The organism is Candidatus Midichloria mitochondrii IricVA, from assembly GCF_000219355.1.
Taxonomy (GTDB): domain Bacteria; phylum Pseudomonadota; class Alphaproteobacteria; order Rickettsiales; family Midichloriaceae; genus Midichloria; species Midichloria mitochondrii.
Genome location: NC_015722.1, coordinates 688,439 through 711,674, shown reverse-complemented (window position 1 = coordinate 711,674; position 23,236 = coordinate 688,439). Strand labels below are relative to the sequence as shown.

27 protein-coding genes, 1 tRNA gene and 3 pseudogenes are annotated in these 23,236 nt (G+C 35.2%); 11 read left to right on the top strand and 20 right to left on the bottom strand.

What is annotated here, in order from left to right:
• Positions 1-297: 297 nt before the first annotated feature.
• Positions 298-573 (top strand): annotated as a pseudogene (locus tag MIDI_RS10250) (host attachment protein); the annotation flags it as partial.
• Here MIDI_RS10250 and MIDI_RS10245 read toward each other — a convergent pair.
• The 10 genes from MIDI_RS10245 to MIDI_RS06320 form a co-directional block, all read right to left on the bottom strand.
• Positions 512-667: a DNA-3-methyladenine glycosylase gene (locus tag MIDI_RS10245; protein WP_410517917.1), complete on the bottom strand. Its 156-nt coding sequence runs from the start codon at positions 665-667 to the stop codon at positions 512-514. The pseudogene MIDI_RS10250 and the gene MIDI_RS10245 overlap by 62 nt on opposite strands.
• A gap of 219 nt (positions 668-886) precedes the next feature.
• Positions 887-1,936 carry an anhydro-N-acetylmuramic acid kinase gene (locus MIDI_RS03715; RefSeq protein WP_013951240.1) on the bottom strand — a complete coding sequence of 350 codons (1,050 nt, stop codon included), beginning with the start codon at positions 1,934-1,936 and terminating at the stop codon, positions 887-889.
• A complete protein-coding gene (gene murB / locus MIDI_RS03710) occupies positions 1,929-2,849 on the bottom strand; it encodes a UDP-N-acetylmuramate dehydrogenase (protein ID WP_052567695.1) in 921 nt (306 codons plus the stop codon). The genes MIDI_RS03715 and murB overlap by 8 nt, the downstream gene beginning before the upstream one ends.
• Entirely contained in the window at positions 2,846-3,256 is a 411-nt protein-coding gene (locus MIDI_RS03705) for a hypothetical protein (RefSeq protein ID WP_041185453.1), read from the bottom strand. The genes murB and MIDI_RS03705 overlap by 4 nt, the downstream gene beginning before the upstream one ends.
• A gap of 33 nt (positions 3,257-3,289) precedes the next feature.
• Positions 3,290-3,916 (bottom strand): DNA repair protein RecN, encoded by a 627-nt coding sequence (locus tag MIDI_RS03700; protein WP_041185452.1) that lies wholly within the window; start codon positions 3,914-3,916, stop codon positions 3,290-3,292.
• Between the two features lie 135 nt (positions 3,917-4,051).
• Positions 4,052-4,567, bottom strand: a complete 516-nt coding sequence (locus tag MIDI_RS03695) for an AAA family ATPase (protein ID WP_041185451.1) — start codon at positions 4,565-4,567, stop codon at positions 4,052-4,054.
• Between the two features lie 26 nt (positions 4,568-4,593).
• Complete coding sequence (locus MIDI_RS06325) at positions 4,594-5,319, bottom strand: MotE family protein (protein WP_237697331.1); 726 nt, start codon at positions 5,317-5,319, stop codon at positions 4,594-4,596.
• An 18-nt stretch (positions 5,320-5,337) separates the two neighbouring features.
• Entirely contained in the window at positions 5,338-5,805 is a 468-nt protein-coding gene (locus MIDI_RS03685; protein ID WP_272940995.1) for a DUF6468 domain-containing protein, read from the bottom strand.
• Positions 5,806-5,852: 47 nt separating this feature from the next.
• Positions 5,853-6,797, bottom strand: coding sequence for a flagellar motor switch protein FliM (locus MIDI_RS03680; protein WP_013951236.1), 945 nt, complete (start codon positions 6,795-6,797; stop codon positions 5,853-5,855).
• A gap of 9 nt (positions 6,798-6,806) precedes the next feature.
• Positions 6,807-7,412, bottom strand: coding sequence for a flagellar basal body-associated FliL family protein (locus MIDI_RS06320; protein WP_083809625.1), 606 nt, complete (start codon positions 7,410-7,412; stop codon positions 6,807-6,809).
• A 13-nt stretch (positions 7,413-7,425) separates the two neighbouring features.
• On the opposite strand from MIDI_RS06320, the gene MIDI_RS03670 reads away from it, so the two are divergent.
• From MIDI_RS03670 to MIDI_RS03650, 5 genes are all read left to right on the top strand, one after another.
• On the top strand, positions 7,426-7,950 hold the full coding sequence (locus MIDI_RS03670) for a hypothetical protein (RefSeq protein WP_148234136.1): 525 nt from the start codon (positions 7,426-7,428) through the stop codon (positions 7,948-7,950).
• Between the two features lie 174 nt (positions 7,951-8,124).
• Positions 8,125-8,490 (top strand): hypothetical protein, encoded by a 366-nt coding sequence (locus MIDI_RS03665; RefSeq protein WP_013951233.1) that lies wholly within the window; start codon positions 8,125-8,127, stop codon positions 8,488-8,490.
• 15 nt (positions 8,491-8,505) lie between these two features.
• Positions 8,506-9,696: a hypothetical protein gene (locus MIDI_RS03660; RefSeq protein ID WP_013951232.1), complete on the top strand. Its 1,191-nt coding sequence runs from the start codon at positions 8,506-8,508 to the stop codon at positions 9,694-9,696.
• Between the two features lie 197 nt (positions 9,697-9,893).
• Positions 9,894-10,193 (top strand): hypothetical protein, encoded by a 300-nt coding sequence (locus MIDI_RS03655; RefSeq protein WP_013951231.1) that lies wholly within the window; start codon positions 9,894-9,896, stop codon positions 10,191-10,193.
• Positions 10,194-10,308: 115 nt separating this feature from the next.
• On the top strand, positions 10,309-11,124 hold the full coding sequence (locus tag MIDI_RS03650) for a WD_0702 family putative metalloprotease (protein ID WP_013951230.1): 816 nt from the start codon (positions 10,309-10,311) through the stop codon (positions 11,122-11,124).
• Positions 11,125-11,184: 60 nt separating this feature from the next.
• Here MIDI_RS03650 and rpoH read toward each other — a convergent pair whose 3' ends face one another.
• Entirely contained in the window at positions 11,185-12,051 is an 867-nt protein-coding gene (rpoH, locus tag MIDI_RS03645) for an RNA polymerase sigma factor RpoH (protein ID WP_013951229.1), read from the bottom strand.
• A 617-nt stretch (positions 12,052-12,668) separates the two neighbouring features.
• On the opposite strand from rpoH, the gene MIDI_RS08655 reads away from it, so the two are divergent.
• Positions 12,669-12,812: a hypothetical protein gene (locus tag MIDI_RS08655; protein WP_160162252.1), complete on the top strand. Its 144-nt coding sequence runs from the start codon at positions 12,669-12,671 to the stop codon at positions 12,810-12,812.
• 70 nt (positions 12,813-12,882) lie between these two features.
• Here the strand turns inward: MIDI_RS08655 and MIDI_RS09785 are convergent, their stop codons facing one another.
• The 3 genes from MIDI_RS09785 to MIDI_RS03630 form a co-directional block, all read right to left on the bottom strand.
• Positions 12,883-13,011, bottom strand: a complete 129-nt coding sequence (locus tag MIDI_RS09785) for a hypothetical protein (protein WP_272940939.1) — start codon at positions 13,009-13,011, stop codon at positions 12,883-12,885.
• 471 nt (positions 13,012-13,482) lie between these two features.
• Positions 13,483-13,662 carry a hypothetical protein gene (locus MIDI_RS08905; RefSeq protein WP_192805738.1) on the bottom strand — a complete coding sequence of 60 codons (180 nt, stop codon included), beginning with the start codon at positions 13,660-13,662 and terminating at the stop codon, positions 13,483-13,485.
• Between the two features lie 232 nt (positions 13,663-13,894).
• Positions 13,895-14,125, bottom strand: a complete 231-nt coding sequence (locus tag MIDI_RS03630) for a hypothetical protein (protein WP_013951227.1) — start codon at positions 14,123-14,125, stop codon at positions 13,895-13,897.
• 752 nt (positions 14,126-14,877) lie between these two features.
• On the opposite strand from MIDI_RS03630, the gene MIDI_RS09780 reads away from it, so the two are divergent.
• Together MIDI_RS09780 and MIDI_RS09345 are read left to right on the top strand one after the other, a co-directional pair.
• Positions 14,878-15,006 carry a hypothetical protein gene (locus tag MIDI_RS09780; RefSeq protein ID WP_272940938.1) on the top strand — a complete coding sequence of 43 codons (129 nt, stop codon included), beginning with the start codon at positions 14,878-14,880 and terminating at the stop codon, positions 15,004-15,006.
• 902 nt (positions 15,007-15,908) lie between these two features.
• Positions 15,909-16,144, top strand: a pseudogene (locus MIDI_RS09345) (conjugal transfer protein TraD).
• A 137-nt stretch (positions 16,145-16,281) separates the two neighbouring features.
• Here the strand turns inward: MIDI_RS09345 and MIDI_RS03615 are convergent.
• Positions 16,282-16,698, bottom strand: a complete 417-nt coding sequence (locus MIDI_RS03615) for an HD domain-containing protein (protein WP_052567693.1) — start codon at positions 16,696-16,698, stop codon at positions 16,282-16,284.
• 361 nt (positions 16,699-17,059) lie between these two features.
• On the opposite strand from MIDI_RS03615, the pseudogene MIDI_RS03610 reads away from it, so the two are divergent.
• Positions 17,060-17,765, top strand: a pseudogene (locus MIDI_RS03610) (DNA adenine methylase); the annotation flags it as partial.
• 377 nt (positions 17,766-18,142) lie between these two features.
• On the opposite strand, the gene MIDI_RS09340 reads toward MIDI_RS03610, so the two are convergent.
• The 5 genes from MIDI_RS09340 to MIDI_RS03590 form a co-directional block, all read right to left on the bottom strand.
• Positions 18,143-18,472, bottom strand: a complete 330-nt coding sequence (locus MIDI_RS09340; protein WP_237697330.1) for a hypothetical protein — start codon at positions 18,470-18,472, stop codon at positions 18,143-18,145.
• A gap of 23 nt (positions 18,473-18,495) precedes the next feature.
• Positions 18,496-18,786 carry a hypothetical protein gene (locus MIDI_RS09335; RefSeq protein WP_237697329.1) on the bottom strand — a complete coding sequence of 97 codons (291 nt, stop codon included), beginning with the start codon at positions 18,784-18,786 and terminating at the stop codon, positions 18,496-18,498.
• Between the two features lie 861 nt (positions 18,787-19,647).
• Positions 19,648-19,723 (bottom strand) — tRNA-Ala (locus MIDI_RS03595).
• A gap of 98 nt (positions 19,724-19,821) precedes the next feature.
• Positions 19,822-19,971 carry a hypothetical protein gene (locus tag MIDI_RS08650; RefSeq protein WP_160162251.1) on the bottom strand — a complete coding sequence of 50 codons (150 nt, stop codon included), beginning with the start codon at positions 19,969-19,971 and terminating at the stop codon, positions 19,822-19,824.
• A gap of 49 nt (positions 19,972-20,020) precedes the next feature.
• A complete protein-coding gene (locus MIDI_RS03590) occupies positions 20,021-20,851 on the bottom strand; it encodes an ankyrin repeat domain-containing protein (protein WP_013951221.1) in 831 nt (276 codons plus the stop codon).
• A 251-nt stretch (positions 20,852-21,102) separates the two neighbouring features.
• Here MIDI_RS03590 and MIDI_RS03585 point away from each other — a divergent pair, with 251 nt between their 5' ends.
• The gene (locus tag MIDI_RS03585; protein ID WP_013951220.1) at positions 21,103-22,638 is read left to right on the top strand and encodes an acyl-CoA carboxylase subunit beta; all 1,536 of its coding nucleotides are present in this window, start codon (positions 21,103-21,105) and stop codon (positions 22,636-22,638) included.
• Positions 22,639-23,236 lie beyond the last annotated feature (598 nt).

Genomic DNA, 23,236 nt, shown 5'->3' with positions numbered 1-23,236 from the left:
CGATATGTCTTCACATTAGATAAGTGGGTCATTTATTGAAATGAGGTTAAGGTGGTGAACAAAGAAGCTCTAGTCCTGCTAGTGGATAGCAAGCGTGCCTTTTTCTATAAGCAAGCATTAAATAAGAAAATCACTACTAAGTTAGATTACGAATTAAAAGCAAAACCGGTTCGACTGATCCAAAAGCTCTATGAAGTCATTAGGAAGGTCTTTCGGACGGCCCATGGGAGCCGAGGCTTATAATAGAGCCGCACACTGATGATTAAAACTCAGGAAATATAAGAATTTACTAGAGAAGTAATCCAGTATCTTGAGGATTTATTCACGAAAAAGACTTATAGTAAATTAGTCATAGCAGCTCCTCCTAAAGTTTTGGGAATGCTACGCAAGAAGTTAAGTAGAGAATCTAAAACAACATATTATCTTGGAATTAGACAAAGACTCAATACAATCTTCGGTAGTGCAAATAGGGGCTCGCTCGGAGAACTGGATAATATTAGCTACTTTAAAACTACAAAACGGGACAATAAAACCGCCATGGTTTGTCGACTGCTTTTTTTATGCCGATTCTAGGAGTAGTGTTGTTATATTGACTTACTGTCGCTCCTTCTTCTATACACATTTGGCTACTATTGGTTAAATCTATGCCGTTCTGTAATTTAGTAATTTACCTCAGTTCGACGTAAGGAGTAGGCACGCGATCCCAACTTTATTAATGATTGTTGTGATAAATATGGAGAAGCAATACTAGTTTCAACTAAACATTATGGGTTTAACGGTGACTCAACCAAATTGTTAATAGATATTTTACGAAATTACTTCAATACCGAAACCCATGCTCTTGAGTATGTTATTGGAAAATTGGAATGTTTTTGATGCATAATTTCTACAGAACTAAGGTTCCACCGGACTTTGGAGTCTTGACTCCGGTTGTAGTCGGATAGGAAATTGGTAGCTTTTTTACGGTTCTTGCTGCTAAGTATCCAAATGCATACGCTTCAATAAGATCACCATCTATACCATATTCATCTATTTGTTTTACTTCCTGCAATAATCCCATTAGGAACTTATTTTTGCGTCCGCCACCGCAAACAATGATCTGTTTAATCTCTCTATTGAGGGTTTTGAGGCTTTTCTTAATGAAATCTGCAGTTATATAGGTAAGGGTTGCGGCCCCGTCTTCTAAATTTGCAAAATTTAAATCGATATAATTAAAATGATTACGGTCTAAAGATTTTGGGATGGGGCCACTATAAAACACATCTTTTTGAAATGTTCTTACTACTTCAAAATCCACTTTACCTCTTGCTCCAATCTTACCGCCTTCATCATAAGAAATAGCTACTCTTTTATATAAGAAATCATCAATCAAAGCATTTCCAGGTCCAGCATCAAAAGCTATTATCTCTTCTTTATCAATATAGGTAATATTACTCACTCCTCCTATATTCAAAAAAATAGTATTATCCAATCCCCAACTTCTAGCTAGCGCTTGATGAAAAACCGGAACTAATGGCGCGCCCTGCCCGCCTGCTGCTATATCTCTTCTTCGGAAATCACTTACTACCGAACTTCCAGTTAATTCTGCCAATAGATTGGCGTTGCCTATCTGCCAAGTTAGACCTTCACCTAGGTTATGAAAAACAGTGTGGCCATGAAAGCCTATGAAACCGATTTCAGAAGCATTAATATCACTAGTGTTTAAAAACTTTTTTATGGCATTTGCATGGTATTCTGTTAATGTCTTTTCTAGTTTAATAATCTTTTTATAGTCACTTTCTTTATAAATATTTTTTAATACTGTAGAGAATGATGGCTCGTAAGGTATGACCATACCGCCCTTTAGTTTTAGCTTCGACTCGCCATCTGTTTCTATCAGAGCAATATCTATGCCATCACAAGAGGTGCCGCTCATTGTTCCTATAATCTTAAGCATCTTCCCCAATGATTTTTACTTCTGGCTCTAATAAAACTCCAGTTTTTTCCAAAACTCTGTTCCTGACTTCCTTAATGAGTTTTTCTAAATCACTCGCGGTGGCTGAGTTACTATTAATAAAGAAATTACAATGTTGAGTAGACACTTCGGCCCCCCCAATTCGTAAACCTCTACATCCTGCTTCGTCTATTAACTTCCAGGCGGGAAGGCCTGGTGGATTTTTAAAAGTTGAACCTCCCGTTTTAGACTTAATCGGCTGTATTGATAGCCTGCTATTCTGTATATTTTTTATGTTGTGATCTATAATGTTGTATTCACCTTGTTGGCCTTGAAAGGAGCCCTCTATAAAAATCCAGCTCTCGCTCAAACCATTGCTGCGATATTTATATCCAAGATCGCTCTTCTTAAATACTTTTAGTTTACCTTGTAAATTAATAGCCTTGGCTTCAATTAAAATATTTGAAATATCAGAGTGATAAGCACCTGCATTCATATAAAGGGCACCTCCAATTGTTCCTGGGATCCCGGCTAAAAATTCTAACCCAGATATTGCATATTCTAAGCAATACTGCGCGACGTTTAAGTCTAAAACCGCAGCTCCAGCAATGACTCGGTGTTCTTTGCGCTTTATATAATTGAAGCCTGCTCCTAACCTAATTACCACTCCTCTAATACCGTTATCACGAATTAATAAATTTGACCCTACGCCTATCACGGTAATCGGAACAGAGCTGCCTACTTTTAGTAAAAAATCCTGCAGGTCTTCTACATCAGCAGGGATAAACAAAACATCTGCACTTCCTCCGACGCCAAACCAGCACATTTTTCCTAGATTAGCGTTATATCTATACCTTCCCCTAACCTCAGGTAGTGCCAGATCCCATCTGAACTCTGTAGCTCGAGTAGTATTCATATACTTTGCTCCTTGCGCTTATATGAGGTTTTGTATTGCAATGGTTCATATAGAGTAGGTACCTTTTCAAATAAGCTTTTGGCTGCATTTTCTGCTTCTATAGTGATGTGATCTCCGGAAAGCATTCTAGCTATTTCTTTAAGTCTTTCTTGTTCATTCAAAAGGTTAACTCTCACTTCAACTTGCTCTGCAATCGCCTCTTGTTTAGTTACTAAATAATGCCTGTTGGCAAAAACTGCAACTTGGGGCTGGTGGGTGACGATCAAAATCTGTCCTAATTTAGATAATTCGGCCAATTTTCTGCCAACGCTAGTTGAAACGGAGCCACCGATACCCGAATCTATTTCATCAGAAATCATTACTGGTACAAAATTGTTTTTGTATAACGCTATTTTACAAGCTAACATAACCCGGGATAGAGCTCTCCTCCTGATGCAATGTTATTGATAACACCAAAAATGCATACCAGGGTTGGTTTTGATCAAGAACCTCACCTCATCAATACCATCTGCTGACCATCTGTCTTCAGCTTTATCTTTGATCTCAGTAGAAAAATCAGCCTTATCCATTTTGATATCTTGAAATTGAGAAATAATATTAGCTTTTAAATTTCTTGCTGCTTCTTTTCTTTGAGAAGAGATCATTAATGCATAATCAAAATATTCCTTTTTAACTTGGGTTAAGAGTTTCTCTGCGTCAATAATTTTATCATCAATATTTTCGATTAGCTGATACTGGCTTCGTTTAGCACTTAAAAATTCTGGAATTTGACTTGGAACGATTGAATATTTCCTAGCTAAATTTTTGATCTTAAAGAGTCTATCTTCTATTTCGTTTAATGTCATTTGGTAATCTTCGCCACTTATTAAGTCGCTATTCTGTCTTACTGCTTCTTCTAAGATAATAACTGCCTCATTGATCTGATGATAAATACCATCAAAATATTCTGGAACTTTTACCAATGCCTTTTGTAAAGTATATAAAGTAACTAAAACTCCATTGATCTCGCCAGATAACTTTAGCTGGATTAAACTCGAGAGTTCTTTGAGCTTTTCCAGGGAAGCCAATTTCTTCTTTTTAACCTCCAGTTCTTCCTCTTCACCAGGTCGATATCCTATGCCTTCAATTTCTGCAATTACATATTCTAAATAAGATTTTTCTTCTAAGTAACTTGTTTTTTAAGTCAATCAAGTCAACCAGGGCTATTTTTTGTTTTGGTAGTTAGTAAATAGTCTCTTTAGCTCAAGCTTTTTAGTTTTTAAATTAAAATATTCATCAAGCATTAGTAAATGCTCACTCTCGTCAAATAACCCACGCTGATCATGTTGGCCACAAACTTCTATAAGATAATTTGCTAAGGCTTTGAGCTGCGATACACTACTGATCGCATTATTTATAAAAGCTCTGCTTTTTCCATCAAAGTTTATCACTCGCTTTAAAACAAGATCTGTACCCTCTATCCCATAATTTTCGGTTAGGTTCTGCTTAATATCTTGATTTAAAAGAGATATGTCGAATTCGGCAGAAATTATTGCAGGTTTTTCTTTATTTTTAATTAAAGAAAGGTTTGCTCTGTTGCCTATACTCAAGCCAAGAGCATCTAATATAATAGACTTTCCTGCTCCGGTTTCGCCAGTTAAAGCAGTTAAGCCATCATAAAACTCTATCAATAAATTATTTATCAATATAAAATTTTGTATAGATAAAGCACGTAACATCAATTAAAAACTAATTTGTTTATAGTTTAGTTATGAATTGATTTACGTCTATTTACAAGTGCTACCGTTATTTCTTTGGCTTTAAAAGGCTCCATAGAAGCAAGTATTGGTGCAAGCCTTGTTTCACGCATTTTCTCCACAACTTCTAACAATACATTTAGCTGCATTTCTTCAAATATTCTAGCAGCTTCTTTTGGTTTCATACTTTCATATATTCTGACCAACTTTGCATTCTTTTCTCCTTCCTTCGTATCATATTGTCTTATGATGACTTGTAACTCATCTTTTAAAAGCTGTAAAGTAGATAAACGCTCAATGATTTGGTTTTTAGTTAATTGAATAGTATTTTCCTTAAAAAGCAATTCCTGTTCTCTATTTTCCAATTCTTCCCTACGTTGTTTTAAGCTCTTTAAAATATCAACCTCGGTAGGGGAGAACTCTCTTTTAATATAAGAAATACACCCAACATTTGGTAAATCTTTTATGTTTCTGTCATAAATTTTTTCATCCTTCACAATATTTTCTGAATCATTTTTTATGGACTGAATTATTTTGTTTAGCTCTTCAGTGTTTTGATTTTTATCATATTCATGCGCCTTGTCATCAATTTCTATCGCGGCTTGAGCAAGATTAGGTTCCGCAAAGTTGAATACAGTATCATCTTTTGATGCTAAATCTATCGCATTTTTGTCAAATATATTAAACATTTTGCTGCCTAATATAATTAATAAACAGACAATAAGGTATGGCAAAAAACGTAACATAAAATTTTATTTCCTATTTGCAATTTCTTTCTTCGCTAATGAACTATAAATAGTTTCACTAACATTTTCCTTAGCTTTCTTATCCCTTAGTTTTAATGGAGTTACTTTTTTTTCTTCATTTTTCGTAACCTTCCTGCGAACTTTTCTCTTAGCTGGTTTTTTAATCGCTGCTGCTTTTTCTATTAATAGGAGGCATCTTGTTTCAATATCTTTCGCTTCAAATAACACATTCTCTAACCGGTCAGCTAAACGTACTGCGGTATCATTCATAAAGGCTAATTCGCTGATTAATTCATTAGATTTAATCGTGTATTTTTTTAAATCTACAGCCGCATTAGCTGAAGCCTCTTTCAGTGCCCCTAAGCTGTTATTGGTGTTAATGATAGCTTCGTCAAACACCTTGACCAAGCTCGCCATATCCTTTCTACTACTTTTTATTTCTGTAATTTTGCTGTTAAGGCGCCAGCAAAACATCACCGTCATGCCAAGTAAAAGGATTACAATAATTTCTAATAAGTAATTCATAGTATATGATTAAATTTCGCAATGTTAATATCATCTAAAAGCTGGACAGCAACCTTATCTCCAGCTTTACCCAATTTGCCCATTGTTACCTTTACTCCGTTTATACTTACATATAACGGTTCTTCCGCAAGTTTATCCAAAACTACGGTGTTACCGACTTTTAAATTCAATAACTCTGATATTTTAGAAGCTGCTCCATCTAAAATCAGTTCTAACTTAACTTTCGTATTTTTTAGCTCTTTTTCGAAATGATCAAACCAAATAGGGTCTTGAGAGATTTTATCTTCTAAAAATGACTGCGATAATACCTTTTTTACTGATTCCAAGCTGTTATAAGGGAAAACGATATCAAAATAACCCCAGGCTGAGTTAATCTTTAGATTAGTTCTGATGCGTCCTACTGCTTCCTCATTTTTAGCGATTTTAATCGTATTTTTATCGATTTCAATTCTTTCAATTTCAGAGCGAAAAGGGGTAACGGTAGAGAATGCATAGTTAAAATTCTTAAAAATAATATTTAACATGTATTTTATTATTTCCATCTCAATAGCAGTAAATGGTCTAATATCAGATTTAATAATGCCTTCCGGCTTTTTGTTACCGCCCAATAGTATAGAAAGGAATAGAAACACTATGTCTGGGGATAAATTGAGCATAAAATGGCCACTTAGTTCATTAGCCTTTCCTATACAAAAAACGGAACCGCTCTTTTCGTTTTGGATGTAGTCAGAGAATTTTAATGATTTGATAAATTCAGTTTCAAGCAATACTTCAGCATTTAATGCTTCTCTAAATGGTAAGGCTATGATTTCAATGAATTTATCATAAATCACATCTAACATAGGGAATTTAAATAACGCTCTTGAGCCTTGATCGACAAGAGAGCTTACGCCCGTCCTAGAAGCATTATCTTTTAAATTATCATCCTGTTGTTTCTTCATTTTAAGAACCTATTGCATAATAAAATCTTTAAATAACACATCGTTAATTTGGGCTGGCGCTATTATTTTGTTAAACCTAACCATCAGCTCCTCTCTTAAGCGATAAATCCCTATGGAACCTTTAATGTCGCTCGGCTTTAACGTTTTTAAATACACTAGTAGTACATCATTAAGCTTCGGCATCATTTTTTTTATAACCTCTAAACTCTCCTTATCATGTACTTCTAAAGTGATTTTTAATTTTAAAAAGTTATTTTCTTTACCTTTGCTGTCAAGGTTTACTACCATTTCATCTAAATCTTGAAAAATTACTTCGTCAACTCCTGATTGCGATGCGGTAGAATTATTTTTTTGTTGGTTATTTTCCACGGGATTGGAATTATTCTTCTTATAATATACAAAACCAACTGCAGCAGTAGATAATATCAGTAATACCGCAAGCATTAACGGCTTTTTACTAATAGTACGAGATCCTTCGTCTGCAGTCTTAAAAATGTCATCTTTTTCGCGAATATCAGATATTTCTCCTGAGGTATTTTTCATATTTGATTTATTGTCAGTTTTAGATTTCATGTTGTAAAGCGGTAAAAAAATTAGATAATTGAATACTGTCATAAGGTTTTTTTAATTGCAACTTAAGTTTTATAAACAAAATATGATGAAATTTCAAATAATCCTAGGAATACTGTTATTTACAGTGAATTGCTCCTCGCTTGAGGCAACTAAAGGTAAGAAATTGAATGCATGCTATAGGTTGAATGATTTTGAAGTCGTATTTAAAGAATGTAAAAACTGTAGCCAAATATTAACTTATGAAGCGGCTGAAAAAATTAATTCTCTTATTGAAAATTATGGTCATAAGAAAAAATATTTGGCTGAGGTTAGTGTGCTTTTCTCAAGAGAGGCAATTTCAATAAGGAGTGATAGCGTATCTATGCGCGATAAAATTTCCTTAAGGTTAAAATATGAAATAATAAGGAATAAAAAGATTATTGGAGCGGATCAAATTTTACAGATAGATACCAAACCTTTATCGAAATCAACTTTCTCTGATTTTATCTCTGAAGAAAAATTATCGGTGCAATTATTGGATGATGCGCTTGATGAGCTAAAGAGGAAGTTAATAGTTTTCACTTTAGAACACAGTAAATAAACCGCTTCTAAATATTTATTATATTTTTCAAGTAATGAAGGGTATTGCTTAGAAAATTATCATGTATTAATTAAGTCAATAAATTTTTTACAACTTATGGGTGTATTTGTGCTTTTTTATAGTGAACTTTTATATTAAATTTATTTTACTTTTCAAACTTATTTCTGGAAAAATATGCACTATGAAAATGAAAAATTTGTATCTAGCATTGTAAGGATCACTAACGAAATAGCTTATAAAGTCATCACTAGCAAAGGCTATACTTACGAAAAAAGTGAGGATTATCTACTTGCCTTTTTAAATATTAACTCAAGTCAACTGCGTATAATAACTTCTTATATAGTAAATTTTATTCCTTATAAGATTTATCTAGAAAAATATAATGATATCAGAAATTATTTGCAATTTCAGATTATTCAAAATGTTATTAATATGCTTTTACAGGAAGATATTAGCAATACAAATATACCTTATTACTTAGAAAGTATAAAAGATTTAGTTTTGTTCAAACTGATGAATCAAACTTATTTAACTAATTAAAGACAAAAAAATATTATGGCTGCGACTAATCCACCTCTTAAGATGAAAGTTTCATATGAAACTGATGAAATTGTGAATTTCTTTGAACTAAAATCGGTCCACGATTTAGAAAAAGTATTAAATTCTAAAGAAGCATTCACTACTGAAGAAATTCTTAATGTGCAAAATTTTTTAGTACAAAGCATTGCTAATGAAAACTTACACAAGATTACTACTGAAATTATTAAATATCCAGACGGGTATAGATATGACAATATCCATATCTCAACGGTTATATTAATAAATCTCTTCACTCACTGTACCAGGCATTATAATTTTTGCCCATCTTTAGAAGAACTAAAAAACGTACTGAATTGCATTTCAAGTTATCAAGAGAGCGGATATAATGAGTTTTCACTTCAGCAAATAGGAGCTATTAATGACTTAGCGTTAGTAATGAATTTTATTAATGAACTTGATCAGAAAAAGATTCTGGAGGGGAGCTCAATCTTAAGAGAAGTAAAAGAGAAAATTAAGTTATCTAGTAAAATTAATGAAGCTATTTCTACTACATTTACAAATGAAGAACTGTTAAGTAGCTCTGGAAGCAGAAATATCATTAAACAATTTAGTAAGCAAGATTTGTTAAAAAATCTGGTAGATTACTATACTAGCATAACAAAGATTATTGCGATTCCAAATAAAGAAATACCCCAAGATGAATGGTTTACGTGCCAGAATAACAAAGCTACTGAAGACTTAGAAAAGAGATTGTTTTCAAATTTTTATAAAATTGATCTAAACCAATTATTTACCAAGGAAAATCAGAAGATCTTGCAGAAGTTATATGGCAAACAGTGGCGGGATGAGGTTTCATCAATAATTAAAGAGATAGAAAACAAAATTATCGCTGACCACATACACGAAGAAGAAAAAAAAGCTCAAAGTGATATTAAAAGCTTTGGAGAAATACATCATAACTCTCAGCAGCTAGATCACAGTAACTTAAATGAAGCAAATCAAGCTTCAAAGTATACTCTAAGTAAAGATCCTAATATGCTCATGCTGACGAGTCATGAATGTCTTATTTACAAAATAATAGAGAGCCTAGAGAAAATCATTAAAAGTTCAATAATTGAAAATAATATATTGAATCGCTGTGAGGATATTAATATAGTTAGAAGACCGCTTAAATTAAATTTATTGAAAGCAAAGATCACTCAATAAAGGTGTCTGTTGTGGGTGGATGGTTTGTGAAAAAAATATACTAATTATATAAAAAAATATGGAGAGAAAGTATCTTGTTCTCAGTGTATTGTTTCTTGGTTTCTTTGTAAAAGTAAATTATTCTTACAGCAATTCGACTAAGGTAGGAGAACTTAAAAAATGGAGTTAGCAATTTACTCTCTCAACTTTCCTCGGCAATGAACTTAAGGCGGAAAAAACTAATTAGTAATTTCATAGATTATTATGCTGATGATAACGCAATTTTTCAAAAGAATAGCATATTATTAGATAGTGATGATAGTTCTACCGTAAAAGCAGAAAGGGTTTATAAACTAAACAAGACTCAATATATAGAGCATTTATATAATATAGTCTCTGCTCCTCTACAATATGCTTTTACAGCTAAAATAACGAGTTTTGATTTCGATCAAAGGCATATATCGGCAATTGTTGGCGTCGCAATTGAGGAAACTTGCAATTATGAAAGCGAATGCTAACATGAACGTAAAAATGGTTATTTCAACGAATTGTAATTTTGCATTCAACTTGCAGCAATTACCCCCTTCTATCTTAAGTAATAATCGCGTTGAAAAAATATTGATTAAGTAACATATGCCTGTCCCAATATCTGAAGAAAAAAATCCCTTAAAGCTATTTGAGATTGCGTGTAGTAATCCAGCTCCTGAAATGCTTGAACAGTTTTTGTTGATGGTTAAGCATCTATACCAATACCAAATTTTTCAACTAATACTAGATTTAACGGCTACAGAAATCTCTGAAAAACTTTTATCTTTTAAATTATGTGACCAAAGGTTTTTTGATTTGGATGCAGGTAACTGCAAAACAATTTATGGCAACTCAATAAATCAATTATTCAACCGAATTAGAAGTAGGAATAAATATCAAATTACTATTAAAAAATTAAGCTACGATGTGATAATTCATGAAATGGCGCATGTGATTGAAAAGGAAGTTATGATAAACTTACAAGAATTTATGGGTTTAATCTCGGATGATTTAGGAGAGGCTCCCACATCGATCGGTTTAAAGCAAGTTGTAGAACAGATTTTTTTTACTGAGTTAAAGTTATATCCTGAAGACCAAAAGCCGTCCGAGCTTTTCGCTAGATATTTTCAAATTTTGTGTCTTTCAAAAGAAATATCAGGCCTAAGTAGCACTGGCGGTTATAAACTTGAGCAGGCGCTTACTTACTTTTCTAATACCACCACTTGGGTGAATAGCGTTTGCAAGTTTAACATTATATCTATTACAGATTCGCAAATTTCTACTTTATCTTCTCAATTTTTGAAAAAAACAGAGGAAGTGGAGCATAAATGGTCCGAGCAAAAGGCCACTTCTATACACGGCCCTGGGCCTAAGAATTGGGGCAACATTATCACTTCTATTAAGTCTGATTATTTCAAATGACTATCTGAAAGCCAGCAGTTAGAGATGGCTCAATAGGCTTTAAACAGATCCAAGTTTCGGTCAGTTAAGGGCGTAAGCTCCAAGATAGCCTTTGAGTTTATCCATGGCTCTTTCTTCAATTTGCCTGATTCTTTCTCTGGAAACGCCGTATACAGCACTTAAATTTTCTAAAGTTTCCGGCTCATCGCTTAATCTTCTCGCTTTGATAATTTCTCTTTCTCTTTCGGAGAGCTTATCAACTGAAGCTGCTAACTTTTCTAACATGATATTTTTATCGTGCAGCTCTATCACTGTTTCTTCAGCGTTTTCGCTGGAAGCAATAAAGTCTAAAAGTTCAGAACTATTGTCATCATCGTCGCCAATGCTTTCATGTAGAGAAATCATTTCTCCGGACATGCTGCGGCTCATATCCTCAACTCTTGATTTAGAGACGCCTAACTTTTCTGCTGCCAAGGTGTTGATATCAGCTGATTCATGGAGCTCGGATTTGAGCAAGTTTTGTTTAACTTTCTTCAAATTAAAGAATAATTTTTTTTGTATGGCTGAAGTTCCAATCTTTACCATCGACCAAGATTTTAAGATGTAATCCTGAATTGTAGCTTTTATCCACCAAATAGCATAAGTAGCAAGACGGTACCCCATTTCCGGATTAAATTTTTTGACAGCCCTCATCAGTCCTATATTGCCCTCAGAAATCAAGTCCATCATTGGCAAGCCATAACCCTTAAATTTTTGAGCTACCTTCACAACTAATTTCATATGTGACAGAACAAGCTTTTGGGCTGCTTCAATATCAGCTTCATCAACCCATTTTCTAGAAAGAGAATATTCCTCCTCTTCCGAAAGCATGGGGATGGCTTTAATTTGCCTTAAATACTTGGTCAAGCCAACCTCACTGTTTAAAGCTATTAAATTATTTGCGGACATACAAACCTCTAATGGATTACCTTCATGGTGTATTATATAGTGTGGCAGTTAAATAATGCAAGGCTAAAAAAAATTATTTTTAAAAATTGTTGTTTGGGGCTTAGTAAGGCCTACAGCAAGTTGAAGGTAAGGAATCAATATACTCTGTATTTATATAGAATGTTGGATTACTTTATAGTAAAAAATGGCCCGAAATTTCAAAGACGAGGTGAAACTTGGCTAATAGGGGGTTATTTTTCAAGTTAACTTTTAAAAATTAATAACTAGGTATGTATACTGAGCATGAATAAAGCGTTGATGTAAATATTTGTAGAGTGTGTACAGTAATTGACGACCATGAAAAAGCGCGCCAATTACTCCTTTTTGCTTGAGAGGCTTTAGAACGTAAGGAAAATATACTCTTTTTATGCCGTTTTGGTTATGTACAGAGGATATACTTTTATTGAAGGGGTTTTGATTATGGAAAATGTGGTTTTTGGCAGCATCGGTAATTTATACGTTATCGTATAGGCCTGTAAGCATAAGAGTATCTGACTTTAACCAAGATAGTAAGCAAGATATAGGTGTAACTTTTTCTCGGGTTGTTGGGGGGGGGTAGTAGGGATAGAGTTGCTATATTGTTAGGTAACGGTGATGCCGCCTCCGATATGGCGGCATGTTATCGTATTGGCGCGCAACACAATTATGATATTTATCACTCAACCCACAGTTACGGCGGAGATGCGGTTATGGGAGATTTTAATGGGGATGGTATGCCTTGATATAGTGGTGGTGGGCGCATCACCAGCTAATGGCCATGCAGTTCCCCCCACACACCAAAACCCAAAAAAGTTACACTACTAAATCTCTCGCCCCTCTAACTACCACAACGCCAACAACCGCTACGTCAACCACAACTTTAACAGCCGAACCAACTACGAGCACAACAACCAGCTCCACTACCACTACTTCTACTACCAATCCTACAACCCCGAAGGAGAAGTAGCAGCAAGTAGTGGTGATAGCTCTTCAACCGCTATAAAATAGCAGCAATCGAAGGGGTAGTGGGTGGGGCATTAGTGACCGGTCTCGCAGCAGGATTGATTTATAAAAGGCATATACATAAGACAGAACAACAAGTTTGCAACGGAGAAATGGTTGATGTGGCTGGATATATGAAGCAGGTTAAGAATAACCAGCCTTCAAATGACTTGGTGATTTACCGCATGATCCAAACCTTAGTGGCGGAGGTGCACAAGCAATGCTACTGAGGCGGCCACAAGCTGATTCGCTTAAAGAAAGAGCTGAAGCAGCGAGAGCGCAGAAGCCCCATGTGTTTATATATATAATACAGTAAGGAGGCCCAATTCAGTTGAAGCGGCAATAGTACCACCACATCCTCATGGGATCCTAGCCTTTATAATGCCGGCGCAGCTTGCTACTAATACAACCTCAGTTCGACGTAAGGAGTAGAGGCCCAGCGATCCTATTTTTCCATGAGATATATTGGGTTTGAAGACATAAGCCAAGAGCCCCGAGAAGAAGTCTGCCAAGAAATTGTTTGGCGAGCGATGCCGTGGTGTGCTGGATTTGGCAAATCTCTTTCAATTCTCCGATGGCTGTTTCAATCAATCCACGCCCTGCAAGAAGCAGTTGTTTAAAAGCCGCAAGCTGGTTTTGTTTTTCATGTTTTTCTTAAGCTATGTGATGAGCTCAATACCTTGATTGCTAAGTGTTTTTGCTTATATACCACCGGTCTCCGAATAGAAGGCCTGTCAAATATTAGGCAATGCTCAAACGTGTAACATATTGGTTACAAATGTTTTTAGTGTTAATCGAAATGCATAACGTATTGATCCCTACGCTACAAGTTAATTGAAATTGTGAAATGGTCGTTTTGTTCAGTAGAATAAGAGAGATCTGGAATATTTCCCTTTTTATCATGATAGTTAGCATTAGATTGAATATTTATACCCTCATTATAACAAAATATTTTTTTAGCAAATGGATTATAAATTGAGGTGGGAGCCTTGGATATCTCTTTTGCTATCGAGGCATTAAGGCTATCATCAGGCTTCTTAAAGAGTTTTGGCATAGGCTGCGTTATTTGACAAGCGGGGCAAAAAGAGCATGTTTGTTAGGGGTTGGTAAAAATAGCTGAAGTTATGGAGCAGGTTGGGGTAACCACTATTTTTGAAATCTATAGAAAAATCTTCGACCGTTCCACTTATCCAGCCGTCCAACGCAGTTTGTTCAAAGTCAGTAGTTGGTGCTGGGGAGCGCAAATTTATATGTACTTTATTAGAATCTTGCTTTTTAAATTTTTATATAAAAAGTTAGCAAGACGTACGATATTTTCTTTGGTTGCAACTCGTGATAAAACTTCGCTATAAAGATTATATGCCATATTAGATATATTAATTAAAAGTAAGAGGATTACAATGGCCTGGATGAGGGCAATGCCTGGTAATTATAGACAGCAATAAGAGGGTGTTGATGTCTTCGTAGTAAAACGGGAGTAGAAATGACAATTAAGTGTAAATATTGCGGCTCTAGCGAGCAAGTGAAGAGTGGCGTGGTATAGGGACAGCAGAGGTATAGATGCAAGAATTGCAAAAAGAATTACCGAGAAGGTAATAAGCGACAGAAATACACTATGAATGATAGACAAACCTAATCTTGAGGACTGCGGGATTAGGACGATAAGAGAGGCTGACTGGAATCCATAACAGCCAAATATCTTCATGGATCGAAGGACGGGGGGCGCTATGTGCAAGAAAAGTTAGATAAGAGCTGCAACAGCACGAAGTCACTTAAGGATATCGAGGTCCTAGAGATTGACGAGCTGTGCACATATATAAAAAAAGACTAAAGAATGGAAGGGGGGAGTACACCTTTATATGGATTGCAGTTGATAGAGGAGCGGGTGAAATTATTGATTTTGAAGTAGGTGACGGGAGTAAGGCAACTACCTGAACCTGTCATTTAGGCTTTGAGGAACGTTATAAATGAGCATGTACAGATGATTACAGCGTTTATGAATACTATAAAATCTCCACGCACCATCACGAAACAAAGGCTGGGACATCATTGTGGTAGAATCAAAGAATTCTTTAATTAAGGCATTATCTAGCTAGTTTTAATCGAAGAACGAAGCGCTATAGCAAATTCCTGAGGATGCTTTGCGCTACTCTTACCCTCTTCTTCCATAGGCATCTGCTGGATTTGAAACTTCTATCTATCAAATATTAGGCAATGCCCTGTAAATTCTGTTAAAAAGAATACACTAGGGCGGTAAATTCAATGTGATGCAGCCTATAGAAGCGAATACTAAGCGGTGACTCATCAAATGCTAGTTAATTTACTATAGCCTTTTTTAAGATGCACCCCTTGCTACTTCTCAAAAGTGTTGTATCCTATAATACGACGACTCTTGCTGGCATTGCTTGAAGAAGTTAAAAAGCTAAAACTTTAAATACAGTCCCCACTTCTCGCTTAAGCGCTAAAGTGGATAGTATTTAAAGTACAACCTTTGAGAAAGATTGGAAAAAAAGGCAGTCTATAAATAGGGTATTAGCTCTACAGATTACTGCGCGGCTAGTTTTCTGGGGTAAAAGTGATGCTTGCTGGCGATTAGCTATGTATAGGTACAATGGAAGCTGCTGTTGAATCAGGTGGACGTATAGCACGGGCTATTATAACAAGATGTAAAAAATGATTTGACAATGATTTTTATAATTATCAGTTAATGATTTGACTCCCATAATTTATTCAGCATTCATGATGATTAGGCCAAGCAATCAATTGTAAAAGCTATATATACGGATAACGTCATAAAACAAAGATTAAAATTAGAACAGAAAAAGGCTGAAGTAGTTATGGAAGAGGCTAAAATGAAAATTAGAGAGAGAAAAGCTCGTACTCGTCATTTAATCAAAATGGGAGGATTAAGTTGTGAAAGCAAAACTTGACTTCGTGTTTACCTACCAATAGTTTACTTGGAGCTTTGGTAACTCTGTAGAACGAGCTAATTCAGCATCCAGCCGTTCAAGATCAATGGACTCAAGTCGGAAAAGAGATTTTTGATCAAAAATTTAATGACCAGAATCAATAATTTTAGCTTGCTTATTACTAGTGCACCATAAATGAAATACTCAGGCTACCCAAATTATACTGAATGTCAAAATACTCAGTAGCTCGTCATTATATCTGCACACCGCTCATAGGGTTGATTATAAAGATTTCGCATACCTAGACAAGCAGCAATGAATAAAAAAGTATCCAGGGCAGGGTTTCTAAAGTAGTTTTCTGGATCTTATCTGTCGATTTAGCCGCTATTGTTCGCATATTATGCAATCGATCACATAATTTTACCATTTCTGCTGAGCTGATTTTCCTATCATGCTTGATTCTAGTTAAATCAGCAACATAACCTGCAATTTTATTACCAAACTCTTTAGCAATGATTTCTTTGGTAAGCTCGGTATCTTCTATGCAATCATGCAGTATGGTTACAATCATTATATCGGTTCTAAACAAATAATCAGCCGCAATACAAGCCACTTCTAGTGGGGGTGTGAGCAATATATTTCTCCTGTTCTCTCTTTTTTGACTGCTGTGATACTTATGAGCTATATGAAATAGCTTTTCTGATTTTATTATAATCAACCCTTAATGTTAGCTTCCCTATTTTTTGACAAAAGCTTATCAATTAACCTTTTGCTATAACGACAACTGATAATGAACTGTTCTACATCATTAGACCTAGCAATCATAAATCATCCCTTGAAAGCCTAAGTAAATCTACTTCACTATTTATAATAGGACTGTTGCAATACTAATATCCTGACATTCGTCTTGAATCTTTCACTTTCAACAATCCTATGATATCAACATTACTAGTTAAATATTATCGTATGGAAAATCATCACAAATACCTTTGAATATAGCATTGTGCTGGCATCTAAGCCTACTTTTTGATATAATTTTTAGTAGAAATAAAAAGATAAATAATGATTATGTCAGTAAAAACTATTACGAACCCTTCCTTGGTGGTGGGGCTTTATTCTTTGAAGTTAGAGATAAGTTTTAAACATTGCTTCCTATCTGATATTAATTTAGAGCTGGTGACCAGCTACAACACTATAAAGAGGGATCCTGATGAAGAGGTGTTTAGTGAATTACTGGACTCCAGTAAAGAACGACGTTCTAAAGAGCATTATTACCAAGTTAGAAGTAACAAGGATAGTAATGATCCAGCAAAAATTGCTGCAAGATTTATCTACCTTAATAGATATTCATTTAAAGGCATTTACCGGGTTAATACCAATGGAAACCCAGCTCAAACTTTTTCTGGCAGGAATTATAGTGAGTCCGATATTGCATCTAGACTAAAACAATGCAGTAGACTTCTAGCTGGTACATCCATTTACGCTATGGACTTTTCTTTCATTGAACCACGACAAGATGATTTTGTGTATTTTGATCCACCTTATCATAAAGCAGGTGAGAAATTCTATACCAGATTACCTTTTGATGAAAATGAGCAAACTAGGCTTAGGGATTTTGCTACAGAATTAAATAGTGAAGGTGTTAAAATAATGATTTCTAATAGCAATACTCCTTTTATTAGAAACTTATACAATAATTTTAATATTAATAGCATTAAAGTTAAATATTCTATGCCTGAACATAATAAAATGTCTAACGAGGTAATAATAACCAATTACGTGTGACATGAGGTCGTATATATGATTGTTTAACGGCTACAAGCTTTGATTAACCTGTTGTCCTACCGATAGTAGTCTACTCTCTTGATCAAGCATTGGAGTAATTCTTTGTTTGAAGCTATCAGGGCAATGTACCCGGCTGCTACATATTAATTGTCATAAACAGGTTCATAATCAAGGTTCAAATGGTAAAAGCGGTTTCAATAAAATGAAATTTAAAGAGGCTTTGAGCCGTATGATGGGAAACTGTCATGCACGGTTTTCAGGGGACAAAAGAGTGGCAACACTTTTCTGTTACCATACTAAAGAGAGATTGAAGCATTCAACTGATACGGCTCAGTCTCTTATGCTTTATTGTCCCCTATATCAAAGCTTTGGTTGTTTTAAAATCTAATCAATTCAAAAGTAAAACCTTGAGTCTCAAAAGCTTCTTCTAGATCTTGCATATAACGATTCCTGACATAATAATCATTGAAAGCTGATGTTGATTTAAGGAATATTTTCTTATTTGCTGTATCTTCCTCTACCACTACTAATTCACTTAATACACTAAAATCGATATATTTGTTATAACGTTCAATGAGAATTTTCCTCACCTGGTACCATACTGACTCAGGATGTGGTTGTTTAGTGAGCTGCAGTGTGTAATTTTGTTTTTCATCTACAGTATTATGCTGATTAGCTTCAAGCTCAGCAAATGCTATGATTTCCAACTGCTCAACACCTCTTCCATAGATCATTTGTAATTGCTATAGTATTCTATCTTGACTCGCTCCTGAAAGCGTAATACCCTCTTCGGCAGTTTTGTTTGATGTTGATTATCAACTACTCCAAAAAGGCAGCAAGGGCTTGGCAATTCATGAGCAGTATCAGAATCAAAAGCGCCGACGAGTTTACGTTTTAGCTCAGCTTGTTTGCTAGTGTCAGTGCTGCTTTCTATCTTATCTAAGTGTCGCTCTTTAGGTTTGTTTACATCGCCAGAGTTGAACTGAAGCGTAGCGTTATTGGCTGTATTAGTTTCTCGCAAGCTCCATGAGCAAGAGCCTTAGCCGATAGCACCTTCTTGTGTGGCCAAAATGATGATTAGAATATTCTCCTGCAAGCTTTAAAAGCAATTTGTTGATGAAGTCCAGGTTAAATTCACGATTAGATTTTGTTCGTAATAAATCAGCATCTTCTTGGCTTAGTGGATGAAAATCTGCTAATTTCTTCCTTTTGAACCAGCTTTTATGCTTCTTAAATTCTATGGGGTTGACCCAAAATTTCTTTGGGCTTTACCCAAAACTTTTTTGGAGCTAAAGAAAAATTTTCTTCATTTTCGTGTGGTATTTTGCTAGAAGCAGGTTGGAAATTTCTAGCTAGCTTAATACAAGGAGTATTACGGCATTTAATGCCATATTTAACTATCCGTTGCTTTGTAAACTTCAATAACGCCACTCCTTTTTAGCTCAAGTAAGCACTTGTCTTACACGTTCTTGACAGACAACCTAGAGACTCTTCAAAGAACTGATAGAGTTTTTCTCGGAGTTCATCAATACTATTGTTGTAATAGATTTGCATGCAGAATACTATAAGAGATAGCAGTTGTCTTGCGGTTTTACTTAATATCTTACCATTATGAGATGAAAGATTGCTCCATTCAGTAGGGATAAAATTACCAACAAAATTATAGAAAATAGTGGAGTTATTATCTTCATTATTAATGTTTATTCTACTGGAAGTGGCAAAAGAGGAGAATATATTGTGCATAACATTTCCTCCTAAACATCTTTATGGAAGAAATTTTTATAGCAATCATAGTGCCCATAACTCAATCTCAAAGGAGAATATAGGGAGCATATAAATTTTTGAACAGTAATACTACATTGGAGAAAAGCTTGACTTAACCTGGTGGAGCCAGGGGGGATCGAACCCCCGACCGCTTGAATGCCATTCAAGCGCGCTACCAACTGCGCTATGGCCCCACTTCTGCGTGCTTCCTATAGCCAATGCAATAAAAAAGTCAATGAAATTGTCAAAACTACTTCAGTTAATAAAAAGCTGTTTTAGCAAACAAAAAGCCTCACTCTACCTGAAGCTCTTTATTTATAGCTAAAGCTGAATAAAAAAGAATACTAAATTTTAGAAGTCCACTTCTCCCTACTTCAAGGAAAATTGGTAGCTCTTTGTCAGCTGACGCCTCTTCAAAGCCTCCATAGTCATCTCTTTGCAAATACATCTCCTTCCTTTTTATATTGCTTTAGCTGTATCCCTTCCCTACACTACTCAAAAACAAGGTCAGGGCAATAATCAAGCGGTAAATAGCCTGCATAATTTTTAATATTTGTATTGGCATTATTTTCTATTAAAAACTTAATCTTTTTTACATTTCTGTTGTAACAAACATAGTGTAGTGGTGTTGAATTTTTCTCATCTATAATGTTTATATAAGCCCCTCTATCTATAAGAAACTGCATCATCTCGATGTTACTATATATACAGGCATAATGGAAAGGAGTTTTTCCTTCATTATTATGAGCATTGATATCCGCATTATTGTCTATTAAAATTTCAATTGCCTCAAAATTATTGCTGCTAATTGCATAAAAAAATACCGATTTATTATAGTTATCTTTTGCGTTCACATTGGCTCCGTTTTGAATGAGAAATTTAATGATTGTAGAATCTCCATACAAGCATGCATAATGTAGGGGAGTTACCCCAAAATCATCTCCAATATTAATTCTGGCACCATTTCGAACTAAGAACATGGTAAAAGCATTATTTCCCGAGTGAATTCCATAATGAATTGGTAAATCTCCATTAAAACCCTTTATATTGACATTTGCCCCTCTCTCTATAAAGAATTCTGCCAGATCAAAAAAACCCTTTCTAATAGCATAATGCAGCATAGAATCTTGCTCCTCTATGTGATTAATATTAGCTCCTTGGTTTATTAAAAATTCTACCATTTCTTTATAGTTTGTAACTACGGCATAGTACAACCATTGATTTAAATCGGTATTTAACAGGTCTTTGTTATAAATTTCTTCTCTGATTTTATCTAAGCCAATTTTTAATAACTGATTTTGTAAGGATTCCATAGCTATCATTCCGTTAAATTATTATATATTTACAAATTACAACAAGTTACAGTTGTAACGAGTCAACGTCTTAACATGCAACGCAGCTTAATGCAATAAGTCATCCCAATGAGTTAATAATAATTTACTGAAATTAATGATTTGTCCTTTAATATGCTAATATCAAAGGCCGATAATTTAAGGGCAGAGCAGATAATTATTGTCATTATAAAGTTTTTCAGCTAAAAACAACTACCAAATCCAGTTTTGTAAAATAAAATATGTTATTAAAAATAAATGCAAAATTAGAAAGCCTTAAAAAGGCCAGCAGAATAGGTGGTGGGCAGCAACGCATAGATAAGCAACATGACCAAGGTAAATTAACTGCTCGCGAAAGACTAGATGTTCTATTAGATCCAGATTCTTTTAATGAAATTGATGCATTTGCTGAGCACCGATGCACTAACTTTGGTATGCAGGATAATATTATACCAGGTGACGGCGTAGTAACCGGCTACGGTACTATTAATGGCCGTTTGGTTTGCGTGTATAGTCAGGATTTTACTGTGATGGGGGGCTCTCTTGGTGAAGCACATGCCAAAAAAATACAAAAGATCCAAGATATGGCTCTTAAATTAGGAGCACCAATAATTGGTATAAATGACTCAGGCGGGGCTAGAATTCAAGAAGGCGTTGACTCTCTTTCTGGCTATGGAGAAATTTTCCAAAGGAATGTTAATGCCTCAGGAGTTATTCCGCAAATTTCAGTTATAATGGGCCCTTGCGCTGGTGGGGCTGTTTATTCTCCAGCTTTAACTGATTTTACTTTTATGGTACAAAATACGTCTTATATGTACGTCACCGGCCCTGATGTTGTTTATACTGTAACTCTCGAAGAAATCACTCATGAAAAACTTGGTGGAGCTACAATTCATAGTAGCAGAAGTGGTGTATGCGACGGTTCTTTTGCAAATGACGTTGAATGTTTACAAAATATTCGCAAATTGGTAGACTTTTTCCCCTCTTCAAATAGAGCACCAGCAGCAACTAGACACACTCTTGACCCGGCCGATAGAGTTGAAATGTCATTAGAAACCCTAGTGCCAGAAAACTCTACCAGGCCTTATGACATGAAGCAGCTAATCGAAAAAATCGTCGATGAAGGTGATTTCTTCGAAATTAAGCCCAATTTTGCAAAAAATATATTGGTTGGCTTCGCTCGTTTTGAGGGCAGAACCGTAGGTATAGTTGCTAATCAACCAACACAATTAGCAGGTTGTCTCGATATAAATGCTTCAATAAAAGCTGCTCGTTTTGTGAGGTTCTGCGATGCTTTTAATATTCCATTACTAACGCTAATAGACGTCCCAGGATTTTTGCCAGGCACTTCTCAAGAGCATAACGGTATCATAACGCATGGTGCAAAGTTACTCTATGCTTATGCAGAAGCTACCGTTCCAAAAGTTAGTATTATAGTACGTAAGGCATATGGAGGTGCTTATATAGTAATGAGCTCAAAGCACTTATCTGGTGATATAAATTTCGCTTGGCCAGCTACTGAAATCGCAGTTATGGGGTCTAAAGGCGCTGCCTCAGTACTTTATAAAAATTCCAAGGTGTCTGACAAGCAAAAAGAAGTTTTAATCTCAGAATATGAAAATAAATTTGCTTCGCCATTTGCAGCCGCTTCAAGAGGCTATATCGATGATATCATAAGACCTTATAATACCAGATGGAAGATTTGTCAGGCATTTGCAGTACTTGAAACTAAGAGTTTCCATACTCCTTGGAAGAAACATAGTAATCTGCCTTTATAATATCTTTTGACAATGGATAAGGAGCAGAGTCTTTCAATATTGACTGGCCATAGAGGTAGATTAAAGAAGAGATTCTTCAAACCCTCCTAATAGAACTTTACCGGATTATGAAATACCAGAAACGCCCCTATTCAATGCGATAGCTAGAAGAGATACTAAAGCTCTAGCAAAACTCTGCTGAATAAATTTGGCTCCCTGATTGGAGCAATTTCCGCTGACCTGGTTGATCTTTAAGCCATCCCTGGAGTTGGTTATGCGATTTTAGTACAATTCAAAACTATTTCTAGACGCTTTTACTAGATTCGGCATTGCCTAATATTTAGTAGATAGAAGTTTCAAATCCAACAAATGCCTATGGAAGAAGAGGGTAAGAGTAGCGCAAAGCATCCTCAGGGGTTTGCTATAGCGCTTCGTTCTTCGATTAAAACTAGCTAGATAATGCCTCTTAAAGAATTCTTTGATTCTACCACAATGATGTCTCAGCCTTTGTTTTGTGATGGTGCGTGGAGATTTTATAGTATTCGTAAACGCTGTAATCATCTGTACATGCTCAATTTATAACGTTCCTCAAAGCCTAAATGACAGGTTCAGGTGGGTT